Origin of the sequence: Streptomyces yaizuensis (assembly GCF_034961445.1) — a bacterium.
Classification (GTDB): Bacteria; Actinomycetota; Actinomycetes; order Streptomycetales; family Streptomycetaceae; genus Streptomyces; species Streptomyces yaizuensis.
In genome coordinates this window covers 242,765-258,016 of the sequence record NZ_BSBI01000006.1, presented here as the reverse complement: position 1 = coordinate 258,016, position 15,252 = coordinate 242,765, and the positions used below count along the sequence as shown (strand labels likewise).

The 15,252-nt window shown below is 75.7% G+C and carries 8 protein-coding genes; 6 read left to right on the top strand and 2 right to left on the bottom strand.

Features of this window, described 5'->3' with window-relative positions:
• Positions 1-399 precede the first annotated feature (399 nt).
• Together SYYSPA8_RS16880 and SYYSPA8_RS16875 are read left to right on the top strand one after the other, a co-directional pair.
• On the top strand, positions 400-1,026 hold the full coding sequence (locus SYYSPA8_RS16880) for a precorrin-8X methylmutase (RefSeq protein WP_323448152.1): 627 nt from the start codon (positions 400-402) through the stop codon (positions 1,024-1,026).
• The gene (locus SYYSPA8_RS16875) at positions 1,023-2,543 is read left to right on the top strand and encodes a precorrin-2 C(20)-methyltransferase (RefSeq protein WP_323448010.1); all 1,521 of its coding nucleotides are present in this window, start codon (positions 1,023-1,025) and stop codon (positions 2,541-2,543) included. Before SYYSPA8_RS16880 ends, SYYSPA8_RS16875 begins: the two co-directional genes overlap by 4 nt.
• 220 nt (positions 2,544-2,763) lie before the next feature.
• On the opposite strand, the gene tsaD is transcribed toward SYYSPA8_RS16875, so the two are convergent.
• Positions 2,764-3,837 (bottom strand): tRNA (adenosine(37)-N6)-threonylcarbamoyltransferase complex transferase subunit TsaD, encoded by a 1,074-nt coding sequence (tsaD, locus tag SYYSPA8_RS16870; protein ID WP_323448009.1) that lies wholly within the window; start codon positions 3,835-3,837, stop codon positions 2,764-2,766.
• A 165-nt stretch (positions 3,838-4,002) separates the two neighbouring features.
• Here tsaD and cbiE point away from each other — a divergent pair, with 165 nt between their 5' ends.
• Both cbiE and cobM read left to right on the top strand, forming a co-directional pair.
• Positions 4,003-5,409: a precorrin-6y C5,15-methyltransferase (decarboxylating) subunit CbiE gene (cbiE, locus tag SYYSPA8_RS16865; protein WP_323448008.1), complete on the top strand. Its 1,407-nt coding sequence runs from the start codon at positions 4,003-4,005 to the stop codon at positions 5,407-5,409.
• Positions 5,406-6,170 (top strand): precorrin-4 C(11)-methyltransferase, encoded by a 765-nt coding sequence (cobM, locus tag SYYSPA8_RS16860; RefSeq protein ID WP_323448007.1) that lies wholly within the window; start codon positions 5,406-5,408, stop codon positions 6,168-6,170. Before cbiE ends, cobM begins: the two co-directional genes overlap by 4 nt.
• Here the strand turns inward: cobM and SYYSPA8_RS16855 are convergent.
• Positions 6,167-6,955, bottom strand: a complete 789-nt coding sequence (locus tag SYYSPA8_RS16855) for a cobalt-precorrin-6A reductase (RefSeq protein WP_323448006.1) — start codon at positions 6,953-6,955, stop codon at positions 6,167-6,169. The genes cobM and SYYSPA8_RS16855 overlap by 4 nt on opposite strands.
• Before the next feature lie 17 nt (positions 6,956-6,972).
• Between SYYSPA8_RS16855 and SYYSPA8_RS16850 the strand changes: the two genes are divergently transcribed.
• Both SYYSPA8_RS16850 and SYYSPA8_RS16845 read left to right on the top strand, forming a co-directional pair.
• The gene (locus tag SYYSPA8_RS16850) at positions 6,973-8,103 is read left to right on the top strand and encodes a cobalt-precorrin-5B (C(1))-methyltransferase (protein ID WP_323448005.1); all 1,131 of its coding nucleotides are present in this window, start codon (positions 6,973-6,975) and stop codon (positions 8,101-8,103) included.
• 503 nt (positions 8,104-8,606) lie between these two features.
• The gene (locus tag SYYSPA8_RS16845) at positions 8,607-15,089 is read left to right on the top strand and encodes a hypothetical protein (RefSeq protein ID WP_323448004.1); all 6,483 of its coding nucleotides are present in this window, start codon (positions 8,607-8,609) and stop codon (positions 15,087-15,089) included.
• Positions 15,090-15,252 lie beyond the last annotated feature (163 nt).

Sequence of the window (15,252 nt, the reverse complement as noted above, 5' to 3'; positions counted from 1 at the left end):
CGAGCAGCCGGATCCGCAGTGGCCTGATTCGCAGTGGCCTGATACCCGGCAGCCGTCCCGCGAGCTGCTGCGTCCCGGCCCACTGCCTCCGGAGCCGCTGTCCTCCGAACCACTACCTCCTGAGCCATGGGTTCCTGAGCGGCTGCCTCCCGCTGAACCGCTGTCCTCTGTCCTCCAGACCGCCGCCCCCGGAGCGCCACGGGCAACCGGCCCACAGCGGACGTGGCAACCGCCCCTGACCCCGGCCCCTGGCCCCGCACCCTGACCACCGGTGTTCCCGGAGGGCCGACCCCCTGGACGGCCCCCGCGACCCCACCGCCACCATGGCACAGGCGCACCCGGCGCCGCCCGCGTCCCTCCGGACGCGGTGACCCGATGAGCGAGAGCAGCGAGAACAGCGTGTTCGAATACGAGAAGGACGGCGCGGCCATCTACCGCCAGTCCTTTGCCACCATCCGCGCGGAAGCCGACCTCGCGGGTCTGCCCGCCGATGTCAGCCAGGTCGCGGTCCGGATGATCCACGCCTGCGGGATGGTCGATCTCGTACGCGATCTGTCCTACAGCCCCCTGGCGGTGGCCCGCGCCCGCGCCGCGCTGCGGGCCGGAGCGCCCATCCTCTGCGACGTGGCGATGGTCGCGAGCGGGGTCACCCGCAAGCGGCTGCCCGCCGACAACGAGGTGATCTGCACGCTTTCCGACCCCTCCGTGCCGGAGCTGGCGGCCCGGCTCGGGACGACCCGCAGCGCCGCCGCGCTGGAGCTGTGGCGGGACCGGCTCGACGGCGCCGTGGTCGCCGTCGGCAACGCCCCGACCGCGCTCTTCCGGCTCCTGGAGATGATCGAGGAGGGTGCCCCTCGCCCGGCGGCCGTCATCGGCGTCCCCGTAGGCTTCATCGGCGCCGCCGAATCGAAGGACGCCCTGGCCGGGCACCCCTCGGGCCTCGACCACCTGGTCGTGCGCGGCCGGCGCGGCGGCAGCGCGATGGCTGCGGCCGCCCTGAACGCGATCGCGAGCGAGGAAGAATGAGCGCCACAACGACCGGCCGGCTGTACGGAGTCGGGCTCGGCCCCGGCGATCCGTCGCTGATGACCGTACGCGCCGTGGAGGTCATCGCCGAAGCGGACGTGATCGCGTACCACAGCGCCCGGCACGGGCGGTCGATCGCCCGGTCGATCGCGGCCCGGTACATCCGTCCCGACCATGTCGAGGAAGCGCTCGTCTACCCCGTCACCACGGAGACCACCGACCACCCGGGCGGCTACCGGGGCGCCATGGAGGAGTTCTACGCCGAGGCGGCGGACCGGCTGGCCGCGCATCTCGACGCGGGGCGGACGGTCGCGGTGCTGGCGGAGGGCGATCCGCTCTTCTACGGCTCGTACATGCACATGCACAAGCGCCTCGCGGACCGGTACCAGACGGAGGTCGTCCCCGGGGTCACCTCCGTGAGCGGGGCGGCGGCCCGGCTCGGGGCGCCGCTCGCCGAGGGCGAGGAGGTGCTGACGATCCTGCCGGGCACCCTGCCCGAGGAGGAGCTGACGGCCCGGCTCGCCGCGACGGACGCGGCGGTGGTGATGAAGCTGGGGCGGACCTTCCCCAAGGTGCGCCGGGCGCTGGAGCGGTCCGGGCGGCTCGCCGACGCCCGCTATGTGGAACGAGCCACCATGGCCGGGGAGCGCACGGCCGAACTGGCCTCCGTCGACCCGGATTCGGTGCCGTACTTCTCGGTCGCGGTGCTGCCGAGCCGTATCGGCGCACAGGCGCCCGAGCCGGCGGAGTCCGCCGGGCCCGGTGAGCGCGGTGAGGTCGTCGTCGTCGGCACCGGCCCGGCCGGTCCGCTGTGGCTGACCCCCGAGTCCAGGGGTGCCCTGGCCGCCGCCGACGACCTCGTCGGCTATACGACCTATCTGGACCGGGTGCCGGTACGCCCCGGTCAGCGGCGGCACGGTTCGGACAACCGGGTCGAGTCCGAGCGGGCCGAGTTCGCACTCGATCTGGCCCGCCGGGGCCGGCGGGTGGCGGTCGTCTCCGGCGGCGACCCCGGGGTCTTCGCCATGGCGACGGCGGTCCTGGAGGCGTCGGCGCTGCCGGAGTACGCGGAGGTCCCGGTACGGGTGCTTCCGGGGGTGACCGCCGCGAACGCGGCCGCCGCGGCCGCGGGCGCTCCCCTCGGGCACGACTACGCGACCGTCTCGCTCTCCGACCGGCTCAAGCCGTGGGAGGTCATCGCCGGGCGGCTGCGCGCGGCAGCGGCGGCCGATCTGGTCCTCGCCCTCTACAACCCGGGCTCCCGCAGCCGGACCTGGCAGGTGGGCAAGGCCCGCGAACTGCTGCTGGAGCACCGCGCGCCGGACACCCCGGTGGTGGTGGCGCGGGACGTCGGCGGTACGGAGCAGAGCGTCCGGATCGTCCGGCTGGCCGACCTGGCGCCGGAGGAGGTCGACATGCGGACGATCCTGCTGGTCGGCTCGTCGCAGACCCGTACGGTCCGGCGCGGCGACGGCACGGAGATCGTCTGGACCCCCCGGCGCTATCCGGAGGACTGACCGAAGGCTGAGGACTGACCGAAGGACGGGCCGGGCCGCTGACCGGGAAGCCGGCCGGGCGGCCGACCGACGGCCCGTCGCCCGACGGCTGCGGAGGCCCGGTATCGAGGGTTCCGCCGCTCCCGGCCGGGCGGCGGCTCTCCGTACCCGTCAGATCCCCCCGGAAACACCGACCCCCGAAGACACCAGAAACGCCGGAATCAGTCCAGCGGAGCCGGTGTCATGCCACCCTCGCCACCACCGGCAGCGGCTGGAGCGCCGCGTACTCCAGCGGCGCCGACGGATCGATCGACAGATCCAGCGGCGCCGGCGCGGCGCCCGCCCGCACCAGCAGGTCGCCGACCGCCGCGATCATCGCCCCGTTGTCGGTGCAGAGGTCCAGCGGCGGCACCCGCAGCTCGATCCCGGCGGCCCGGCAGCGCTCCTCCGCCAGCGACCGCACACGGGAGTTCGCGGCGACCCCGCCGACCACCACCAGCGTCCCCACCCCGTGCGCCGCGCAGGCCGCCACCGCCTTGCGGGTGAGGACATCGGCGACCGCCTCCTGGAGGGCGGCCGCGCCGTCCGCCACCGGCAGCTCCGTGCCCGCGCCCCGGTGCCGCTCGGCCCAGCGCGCGGCGGCCGTCTTCAGCCCGGAGAAGGAGAACGCGTACGGGTCGTCGCGCGGCCCCGTCAGCGGCCGGGGGAACGCCACGGAGGCGGGATCCCCGTCCCGCGCCACGCGGTCGATCACGGGGCCGCCCGGATACGGCAGCCCGAAGACCCGCGCCACCTTGTCGAAGCACTCCCCGGCCGCGTCGTCGAGGGTGTCCCCGAGGTGCACGATCGGATCGCGCACCAGATCGCGCACCAGCAGCAGCGAGGTGTGCCCGCCGGAGACGATCAGCACCACGCAGGGGTCGGGCAGTGGCCCGTGCGCCAGGGTGTCGGCGGCGACGTGCCCGGCCAGGTGGTGGACGCCGTACAGCGGCACGCCCAGCGCGTACGCCAGGCTCTTCGCGCCGGCGACCCCCACCTGGAGCGCGCCCGCGAGCCCGGGGCCAGACGTCACCGCGACCGCTCCGACGTCGGACAGCGTCAGACCGGCCCGGGTCAGGGCCTCGCCGATCACTGGTCCGATCGCGTGCACATGGGCGCGGGCGGCGATCTCCGGGACGACGCCCCCGAACCGCGCGTGCTCGTCCATGCTGGAGGCGATGGCGTGACCCAGCAGCTCACCGTCGCGCACCAGCCCCACGCCGGTCTCGTCGCAGGACGACTCGATCCCCAGCACCACCGTTCCCGCCGTGCCCATCGCCCGCTCCTCCGCACCTGTCCCGCGCGTGCACAGCCCTTGCGCACTCCGCGCGACAAGGGTAGGGCCCTGCCCGAAACCGGAGGGCGCGCGAACAGTAGAGTGCGCCTGCGTCCCACCCCGGCACGCCCCGCCCCCGCCACCCGAACCCCGAGGTAACGGCCCGTGCCCCCCGTACCCCCCGCAGGCCAGGCGCCCGCCCCGGCCGTCACGGTGGTCGGCATCGGAGCGGACGGCTGGACCGGGCTCCCCGGTGCGTCCCGGACAGCGCTCCTGGACGCCGAGGTCGTCATCGGCGGCGGCCGTCAGCTCGCCCTGCTGCCCCCGGAGTGCGCGGCCGTCCGCGTGTCCTGGCCGTCACCGCTGCGGCCCGCCGTACCCGGGCTGCTCGCCGCCCACCGAGGCCGCCGGATCGCCGTTCTGGCGAGCGGCGACCCCATGCACTACGGCATCGGGCGGACCCTCGCCGACGTTCTCGGCGCGGACGCCCTGCGGGTGCTGCCGCATCCCTCGTCCGTCTCGCTGGCCGCCGCCCGCCTCGGCTGGCCGGTGGAGGCGACCGAGGTGGTCACCCTGGTGGGCCGCCCCGCCGCCCGGCTCGCCGCCGCCCTGTACGACGGCCGCCGGCTGCTGGTGCTCAGCGCGGGCGCCGCGACCCCCGGCGAGGTCGCCGCCCTGCTGCGGGACCGTGGTTTCGGCCCCAGCCGGATACGGGTACTGGAACAGCTCGGCGGCGCGGCGGAACGTATCCGCGAGGGCACCGCCGACGACTGGCCGCACGCACCCGGAGACCCGCTGAACGTCGTCGCCGTGGAGTGCCGGCGCTCCGCCGACGCGCCCCGGCTCGGCGCGGTGCCCGGCCTGCCCGACTCCGCGTACGAACACGACGGGCAGCTCACCAAACGGCATGTCCGCGCCGCCACCCTCGCCACGCTCGCGCCCGCCCCCGGCGAACTCCTCTGGGACGTCGGCGGCGGCTCCGGTTCGATCGCGGTCGAGTGGATGCGTACGCACCCCTCCTGCCGGGCCGTCACCGTCGAACGCGACCCGGAACGGGCCGACCGCATCACCCGCAACGCCGACCGGCTCGGCGTCCCCGGGCTGCGGGTCGTCACCGGTGCCGCCCCCGGCGCGCTCGCCGGGCTGCCCACCCCGGACGCCGTCTTCATCGGCGGCGGACTGACCGCCCCCGGCCTGCTGGACGCCTGCTGGGAGGCGCTGCCCCCCGGCGGCAGGCTGGTCGCCAACACGGTGACCCTGGAGTCCGAGGCGCTGCTCGCGGAACGGCACCGGCTGCACGGCGGCGAGCTGGTACGGCTCGCGGTGGCGCACGCCGTGCCCGTCGGCGGCTTCACGGGCTGGCGGCAGGCGATGCCGGTGACCCAGTGGTCGGCGCGGAAACCCGGCCACGACCGGTCGTCCGAACGCGCCGAGGCCAGTCGCACCGAAGCCGGAAGCACCGAGGCAGGACCCGCCGAAGCCGGAAGCACCAGAACCGGACACGCCGAAACCGGGCACAGCGGAACCGGACCGGGTGCAGCCGGACGCAGTGAAGGAGACAGCAGCACATGACCGTGTACTTCATCGGCGCCGGCCCCGGCGCGGCCGACCTGATCACCGTGCGGGGCGCGCGGACCCTCGCCTCCTGCGAGGTCTGCCTCTACGCCGGCAGCCTGGTCCCGCGCGAACTCCTGGACGGATGCCCGCCCGGCGCCCGGCTCGTCGACACCGCCCGGCTCACCCTCGACCAGATCACCGACGAGCTGGTCCGCGCGCACGCGCAGGGCCGGGACGTGGCCCGGCTGCACTCCGGCGACCCGTCCGTCTTCAGCGCGGTCGCGGAGCAGATGCGCCGCCTGGACGCGGCGGGCGTCCCGTACGAGGTGATCCCCGGCGTCCCCGCCTTCGCCGCCGCGGCGGCCGCGCTCAAGCGCGAGCTGACCGTGCCGACCGTGGGCCAGACCGTGATCCTCACCCGGGTCGCGCAGCGTGCCACGGCCATGCCGGAGGGCGAGGATCTGGCCACGCTGGGCCGCAGTGGCGCACTTGTCGTGCTGCACCTGGCCGCCGGATACGTGGACCGGGTCGTCGCGGAGCTGCTGCCCCACTACGGCGCCGACTGCCCCGCCGCCGTCGTCGCGTTCGCCAGCCGCCCCGACGAGATCGTGCTGCGCGGCACGCTCGCCGACATCGCCGGGCAGGTGAAGGCGGCGGGCATCGTCCGTACCGCCGTCATCATCGTGGGGCGGACGCTGGGCGCGGAGGGGTTCCGCGACAGCCATCTCTACTCGCCGGAGCGTGACCGGCACGACTGCGCGCCGGACCCTTCCTAGCCGGCGAATCCGCCTGCGACACCGTCGGCGAGGCCGAAAACCGACGGAAAGCGGGTCCGCATCCATGCGACCGCCGCCTCCGGGTCCGGGACGGCCGCCACCCCCGGCGGCGGCTCCGGGCGGCGCACGACGACCACCGGCAGCCCGGCCTCCCGGGCGGCCGTCAGCTTGGGCGCGGTGGCCGCGCCCCCGCTGTCCTTGGTCACCACGACGTCGATCCGGTGGCGTGCCAGCAGCTCCCGTTCCCCTTCGAGGGTGAAGGGGCCCCGGTCCAGCAGGACGTCGAGGTGTTCCGGTACGGGTCCCTCCGGCGGGTCGACGGAGCGGACGAGGTGCCACAGGCCGGCCCCGGGCGCGAAGGCGGCGAGCCCCATCCGCCCGGTGCTGAGGAAGACCCGGCTCCCGAGCGCGGGCAGCAGCCGCGCCGCCGCTTCCAGGGAGTCCACCGGGTGCCAGTCGTCACCGGGCCGGCGGACCCAGCCGGGGCGGCGCAGCGCGAGCAGGGGAACATGGGCCGTGGCGGCCGCGTAGGCCGCGTTGGAACTGATCTTCCGGGCGAAGGGATGGGTGGCGTCGATGAGCAGATCGGCCCGGTGCGCGCCGAGCCATGCCGCCAGCCCTTCGCTGCCGCCGAAGCCGCCCGTGCGGACCTCTCCCGGGGGCAGCCGGGGCGCGGCGACCCGGCCCGCGAGGGAGCTGGTCAGCCGCAGGCCGGGGGTGGCGCCGTGGAGCAGCTCCGCCAGTCGGCGGGCCTCCGTCGTACCCCCCAGAATCACGATGTGCACGGAGCGCGGACCCTTTCATGAGTGAGGCACCGGGCGGGCGCGTCGCCCAACTCAAGCACACCGGTCTGCGCTCCGGCTGGACGACCGGGGCCTGCGCGACCGCCGCGACGACCGCCGCGTACACGGCCCTGCTGACGGGCCGGTTCCCCGACCCGGTGACGATCACCCTGCCCAAGGGGCAGACACCGGCCTTCGCGCTGGCGCGCGAGGAGCTGGAGACGCCGCCGGAGGGGCGGCGGGCGATGGCGGCGGTGGTCAAGGACGCGGGCGACGACCCGGATGTCACCCATGGGGCCCTGGTACGGGCGACGGTGCGGGCGCTGCCGGCCGGTACGGGCGTGGTCTTCCGGGCCGGGCCCGGCGTCGGCACGGTCACCCGGCCGGGGCTGCCGCTGGCGGTGGGCGAGCCGGCGATCAACCCGGTGCCCCGGCAGATGATGCGCGACCACGTCGAGCGGGTGGCGGCCCTCCACGGCGGCTCGGGCGATGTGGAGATCACGGTCTCGGTGGACCACGGCGAGGAGATCGCCCGTTCCACATGGAACCCCCGACTGGGGATCCTGGGCGGGTTGTCGATCCTGGGCACGACGGGGATCGTGGTGCCGTACTCCTGCTCCGCCTGGATCGACTCCATCCGGCGCGGGGTGGACGTGGCGCGGGCGGCGGGGCGCCGCCATGTGGCCGCGTGTACCGGTTCCACGTCGGAGCGGACGGTGGTCGCGGAGTACCGGCTGCCCGAGGACGCGCTCCTGGACATGGGGGACTTCGCCGGCGCGGTGCTGAAGTACCTCCGCCGGCATCCGGTGGAACGGCTCACCGTGTGCGGCGGTTTCGCGAAGCTCTCGAAGCTGGCGGCCGGGCATCTGGATCTGCACTCGGCCCGTTCCCAGGTCGACAAGGGGTTCCTGGCCGAACTCGCCCGCCGGGGCGGGGCGGACGACACGCTGGTGCGGGAGGTCGCGGAGGCCAACACCGGGCTCGCCGCGCTCCAGTCGTGCGCGGCGGCGGGGGTGCTGCTCGGTGATCTGGTGGCGGTGGCGGCACGGGACGAGGCGCTGGCGGTACTGCGCGGGGCGCCGGTGGTGGTGGACGTGATCTGCATCGACCGGGCGGGGACGGTCGTGGGACGCAGCGCCCCGGCCGGCTGAGGCACCCCGGGACCGGTCCTCGCCGGCCCTGCCCGCCGCCCCCTCGGCCCTCGGCCCCCGCCTGACGGCCTGTCCGCCTGTCCGCCTGTCCGCCTGTCCGCCTGTCCGCCGCCAAGTCTCTCCACAAGACCTTCAACGCCCTTTGCCCCCAAGGCGCTTCACTTTCCGTAGTCGCTCCGTGATGATGTGCACGTATGAACATGCACGGCCGTCCCACCCCGCCCCGCGGAGCCGTATCGCGCGCCACCGCCCTCGGCCGGGGCCGCCACGGCTTCCGAATACGCGCCCGGGTCGCATCGCGGTAGCCGCCCGCGATCCCCTTGTGCGCTGTTCCTCACTCCACACCTTCTCCGCCACCGGCTTTCCGCCACTCCGGCCCTCCGGCCCTTCCCGGACCGCCGCGCCGCCGGACCGCCGGATCCCCGTCACTCCGGACCCGTGCGCCGACCCCACGGCGTACGCGTCCGTGTGTTCCGCCGCGCACACCCCCACCTGGAGTACCCGTGACCTCACCGCGCCGTCACCGGCCACCCTCCCGTGAGGAGTCCGAAACCCCCCGCACGGCCACCGGCACAGCTGCCGGTACCGGTACCGGCAGAGCTACCGACAGCGAGGCGGAAGAGCCGCCTCCGGTACGGGCCGCGCTCGCCGACCTCTCCCACGCCCTGGCCGCCCTCGTGCCCCAGCTGGGCGACGCGGTACGGGACATCGAGCGGACTGATGTCGAGCACGTCCTTCAGGCGATGCCCGTCCAGCGCCGCCGCCAGGTCCTGGGCGCGCTGCGCATGCCCGTCGCCAGCACCCGGGTCGGCCCCGCGCTCTGCCGGGATCTGCTGGCCCGGCTGCGGCGGGAGCCGGACTCCGAGCGCGCCCGGCACGCCGTCGCCCATCTCACGCAGCCGCTCCTCGGCGATCTGGTCCTCGCCACGGTCCGCTCGGCCGCCCACCCCGACCAGGCGCCGCCCCCGCTCACCCGGCGCTGGAGCCCCGCCCTGCTGCGGCTGGCGCTCTGGTCGGCGCTGCGGCCTACCGCCGGGGACGCCCGGATCTGGCTCTGGGCCCTCGATCAGCCCTGGCTCGCGGAGCACGCGGGCGCGGTGGAGCTGTCGGCGGTACGGGAGGCCGCGCGGCGGCTGGTGGACCTCACCCCGGAGCTGGACGCGGTGACCGGCGGGCCGCCCGCAGCCGCCCCGGCGGCGGCCCCCGACGCCACCGGGCTGGCCGCCGCCGTCGAACGGCTCACCCGCGCCCTGGCGGACGCAGGCGATCCGTTACGCCGGCTCACCGGGGCGATCGGGGACGGGGCCCGCCCCGCCGACGCGGACATCGGCGCCCTGACCGCGCTGGCCGACGCGTTCGACGACGCCCTCGCCGGCCTGACCGCGCACGGCGCCACAGAGGTACGGGCCGAACTCGCCGCCGTGCGTCACCACACGGCCGATGTGCTGGCCCGGCTCGCCGACGGGGAGCTGCGCGAACGGCTGGGGACGGTGGGCCGGCTGACCCGCACGGAGGGCTCCGTGGTGCCCGACGGGGCCGTGCCCCAGGCACACGAGCGGGCCCGGGCGCTGCTGGCCCGGCCCACGTGGGATGAACGGGAACGCGCCGACGCGGCGGCCCTCGGAACCCTGCTGACCATGGTCGGTCTGGCCCGGGACGGGGACCGGGCGGGCGAGATCCTGGAACTGCTCGCGGGCATGTCGCGACAGGCGCCCTGGCTCCTCCCGCTGGCGGCCCAGCACGCGGGGCTGGAGCTGGCCGATCCGCCGCCACCGGAGCCGGCGGCCGGGCGTCCGTACGGCCCGTCGGACGGCGGCCCGGGGGGCGAAATCCGGCCCCCGGATGACGAGGGCCCGGATGACGAGGGCCCACCGCCGCCCGCCCCGGTGGACACTGCTCCGGAGCCTCCGGCGCGGGAGCCCGGCGCCCCCGCTCACGTACCCCACGGGCCCCCGGCCGAACGGCCGCCGACACCTGCGGCCAGCGCGCCGGAACCGCCGCCCCAGGACCCCACGGAGCCCCGGTGCACCGCCCCCGCTCCCGGCCCCGGCCCCGGCCCCGGGGACACGGAACCGCTGTCCGCGGAGCCCCAGTCCGGCGGACCGACCCCACCGGCCCCCGGGTCCCGGCCCTCCGGGCACTCCGGGCCCACGGCACCCGCCCCCCGGACGACACCGACGGCCACGACCGAGGCTCCGGACCCGGACGGGCCGGTGGCACCTGACGGCCCCGTCCCGGAAGCCGCGGCGTACCGCCCCACAGCGCACACCGCGCCCGGCACCCCCGAACCCATCGCCTCCGCACCCGTACCCGTATCCGCACCGGTGTCCGGTCCCGGTGCACGCACGGGTGGCACCGCCGGCCACACCACTGGGAACACCGGAAGCACCGGAAGCACTGCCGACGCGGATGGGTACGGCGCCCCGCCGCGTACCCCCACCGGCGCGGAGGCGACCGCGCTCGCCCGGCTCGTCGGGGACGGCCGGCACGGGCTCGCCGCCGCCCTGGCCGAGCAGGCGGGGGAACCGGCGTACCGCGTCTCCGCGCTGCGGATCAGCGCGTACAGCAACACCCTGGACGCCACCGGCAACGGCACCGGACACGCCCATGTCCGCTCCGAACTGGCGTGTACCGACCTGGAGGAGCTGGCCGCCAGCCGGCCGGAGACGCTGCTGCTGACCGCCGCGCTGCTGCGGACCGTCCTGGTCACCGGCGACCCCGAGACCGGCGCCCCGCTCGGCCGGCTGGCGGGGGTGGTCTCCCCCGCGCTCGCCACCGTCGCCCGTGAGGTCTCGCAGCGGGCGCTCCAGTCGACGCTGCTGCACGCGCCGCCGCTGGCGCTCGCCCGCGACGCCGCCGGGCTCGAACGGGCGCTCCAGAAGGCCCGCGAGGAGTGCCGGCAGAGCCTGGAACAGCACCCGAGGCTCCGGTTCAACCGCGCCTCCGACATCGCGCGGCAGTGGCTCGCCCGGGACGGGCTGCTCGGGTGGCTGCTGCACCGGGCCGCCGCCGACGACCGTGGGGTGCGGGACGAGGTCGCCGCACGGGTCCGTGAGCTGAGCGGCGGCACCGTGCTCCAGGACCGTCTCGGCGACATCGACCGGCGGCTGATGAAATCCAGCCGCACCCGGCTCGAAGGGGCCGCCCGGCAGAACCTGCTGCGGCTGGCCCAGAACCAGCTGCGGCTGGTCGAGCGATGGGTGGCGTGCTCCCGCGCGCTGGACGCCGGGGCCGCCGACTGGGGCGCCGACCAGGTCCAGGAGATGCGGGCCACGGTCCTGGGGCTGCGCGACCGCGTCGCCGCCGAGCTGGCCGAACTCCCCGCGGCCGCCCCGCCGGACGGGGTCGGCGGCGACAGCCCGCCGGGGCCCGCCTACGCCGCCTCGGCCCACCGGGCGGCCGCCGACTCGCTGGCCCTCACCTTCCGGCTGCTCTCCGGCGAGGACCGGCTCGCCCCGGCCCGCTGCGGGCCCGCCCCTGCTCTCGGCGCCGAACTCCTGCGGATCGCGGGCGTCCGGCTGGACACCGCCACCGGGGAGGCGATCGTTCCCGCCACCGGGCCGGGGGAGTTCCTGGCCGCGAGCCACCGCGCCCCCGCGGACGCGGTACGGCTGCACACCGCGGCCGAGCGGTACGACGTGGCCCGCCGGTTGCTGGACACCGTGCTCGGCGGCACGACCGCCGGTGGCACGGACCCCGGTGACGTCCCGTCCCCGGTGGGCGAGTTGTGCGCCCTGGTCGCCGACGCGGGCCGGCGCACCGCGGCCGAGTTGGAGCAGCGTCGCCGGATCCTGGAGGACCGGTTGCGCCGGGCCCGGGTCAACGAGGTGTTCCAGGAGCCCGAGGAGCGTGCGTTCGAGCACCGGCTGCGGGCCGTCCCGCTGACCCCGGTGAGCGATCTCGCGGGGGCGCGGGCCCGGCTCGACGCCCTCGCGGAGGAGCTGGAGCGGGCGAACGCGGGCTTCACCGCCGGCCTGCGGGCCCGGCTCGCCGGGATCCCGGGTCTCGCGCCGGAGGACGCCGCCCGGGTGACGCCGCTGCTGGACGAGGGTGATCTGCTGACCGCGCACGAGCTGATCTCCTCGCTGGCGGTCGGGGAGGCCATTCCGGACACCCGGCAGACGGACCACGCGCTCGCCGCGTTCTCGCGGTTCTTCCCGGCCGTCCCCGACGCCCTGCCGGACGGCGTCACCGAGGAGCTGATCGACGCCGTACGCCGCCGTGAGCGCCATCTCGGCCTGGACGCGCTGGACTTCTCGGCCATGTCGCCGGAGTTCGCCGAGGCGGCGGCGCAGGGCCTCGCGGGCTGGCGGGACATGGCGTCCCGGGAGGGCGCGCGCCGGCTGGACGGGCTGAGCGAGGAGAGTCTGCTGATGCCCGCGCTGCGGCTGATCGGCTACCGCAGCACCCGCAGGCCGCAGCGGGACCAGCAGAAGAGTCTGGGGCGCGAGTACCGCTTCCTCGACGTCCCGGACGTCACCCACACCGGGGAGGCGCTGGTCCCCGACTTCGGCTCCGGGCTGCGCGGCCGGCTGCGGGTGATGCTGGTGTGGGGCCAGCCCGCCCCGGAGGCGCTGCTCGCGCGCGTACGGCAGGATCCCGGCCAGGGCGGGCTGCTGGTGGCCTATTTCGGCACCCTGTCGGCGGCGGGCCGGGCCCGGCTGGCGTCCGAGTGCATCGGCGGCCGTCCGCTGCTGGTGCTGGACGACGCGGCGCTCGCCCATCTCGCCGCCCGCGGCAATCAACTGCTCGGTGCGGCGATGCGGGTGCTGCTGCCGTTCTCGGCGGTGAATCCGTACGTCAGCGAGAAGCGCGGCCGGGTCGCCGAGGAGATGTTCTTCGGCCGCAGCGACGAGCTGAAGTCGGTCCAGCTCCCGGCGGGCAACCAGGTGCTGTTCGGGGGCCGGGGGCTCGGCAAGTCGGCGCTGCTGCGGGAGGCGGCCCGCCAGTTCGAGCGGGGCGCGGGCCCCGCGGGCGGCCAGGTCGGCCTGGTGCTCAGCCTGGACTCCACGTACACGGGCACCAATGCCCCGTCCGCGACCATCTGGCACATCATCGGCCGGGAACTGCTGGACCGGGGTGCCCTGGTGATGCCGCGCAAGGTGCGTTCGGACGCGACGTTGACGTACGAACAGGTACTGGCGGGAATTCGCGGGTGGCTGCGGGCGGACAGCGGGCGGCGGATGCTCATCATGCTGGACGAGGCGGACGGCTTCTTCGAGGCCGACTCGCCGCGGTTCACGGAGACCCGGCGGCTGCGGGACCTCAGCGCGCGGACCGACGACGGGGTGAAGGTGGTCCTCGCCGGGCTGCACTCGGTGCAGCGGTACGCGACGCTGGCGGTGAACAACCCGTTCAGCCATCTCTCGCAGCACCCGGAGCCCATCGGCCCGCTGGAGCCCCAGGCGGCCGCCGATCTGCTGATCGGTCCGCTGACCGCGCTCGGTCACCGCTTCGAGGAGCCGACGCTCGTCCACCGGATCCTGGGGCACTGCTCGTACCAGCCGTTCCTGCTCCAGATGTTCGTCCACCGGCTGGTGCAGACGATGCACGAACGCCGCCGGGGAGCCCCGGAGCCGCCGCCCTACCGGATCACCCGCGCGGACGTGGAACAGGTGCAGTCGGACAAGGAGTTGCAGCGCTCCATCACGGGCGCCTTCCACGACACGCTGCGGCTGGACTCCCGGTACAACGTCATCGCCAACGTGGTGGCCCTGCACGCCTACCACCAGGGGCTCGGTGCCCTGCTGACGCACGCGGAGCTGCGCAGCGAGTGCACGTACTGGTGGTCGGACGGCTTCCGCGACCTGGATCCGGACCAGTTCCGGGCGTATCTGACGGAGATGGAGGGGCTGGGGGTGCTGGCGCCCGACCCGGACCACCGGGGCTGGCATCTGCGCGGCGCCAACGCGCTGAACATGATCGGCACCCTGGAGGACGTGGAGGCCCAGCTCCAGAACGCGGCGAGCCGCGAGATCACCGAACGGCTCTCCGCGCTGGAGTCCCGGCACACCTCGCGGGCCACCCGCACGCACTCCCCGCTGACGGCGGCCCAGGTGGCGCAGATCCTGCCCGGCGGGCGGCGCGATCCGGACCGCCGCAACCTCGCCCGGGTCGTCGTCGGGACCCCGGCGACCGGGATCGACCGGGTGGCCCCGGCGCTGCGGGAGATCGCGGAGAGCACCGGGTGGACCATGCCGCCGGTCGTGCGGCGTTCCGACTTCGAGCGGGAGCTGACCGGCGGTACGCCGGGGCGCGGCCGGGTCGTCGTCTCGGACCTTCACGCCAAGTCTCCGGTGGCCGGAACCTGTCTGAGTTCGCTGGAGAGCGCGCAGCGGATGCTGCCGGAGCGGGCGGGGGTGACCCGGTCGGCTGTGATCGTCGCCGGTCCGCGGCAGCGGGCGCTGTGGTTCCTGCCCGGTGAGCGGGAGGGCGACATCGACACGGTGCCGCTGCGCCGGTTCACCGCCAGCGGGCTGCGGACGTGGGCGCTGGACATGAGCGCGTTCACGTCGGAGGCGGCGCTGGAGCGGCTGACGGCGGCCACGGGCGGCTGGCCGCTGCTGGTGGACCGGGTCGCGGCGGGGCTGTGGGAGGGGTGCGGCGAGCGGGAGGCGCTGCGGTCGGTTGCGGAGTGGCTGGATACGGAGGCGGGGGCGGCCGAGTTCCTGCGGCTCGCGGGGCTCGAACCGGGCTCCCGGCTGTGGTGTGCGTACCGGGCGGTCCGTGAGCTGATGACGGAGGACGGGCTGAGCGGCGAGGACGTGCGGGCGGCGGTCGGCACAGGGCTGGTGGACCTGCCGGATCCGCTGCGGAGGCAGGACGCGCTGCCGGTGGAGCTGGAGGCGGCGGAGACAGTGCGGGCGCTGCGGGTGATGCAGGTCTTCGACGTGGACCAGTCGGGCCGGCACCGGCTGGAGCGGGTGCTGCTGTCCTGCTGGCCGTCGGCGGCGGGCGGGGCCGGCGACCCGGGGGCCAAGGGGTAGCCGGGCAGCGGGGGGGGTATCGGGGCGGCGGGGGCGGATACGCGGTAAGGGCCCTGGCGCACAGTACGGGTGGTACGGGATGACGGTTGCGGAGGGTCGGTTACGGGGTGGGCCGGTGGCGTGTGATCCGGCCACCGGGCGGTACGGGGTGGGGGCCGGCCCC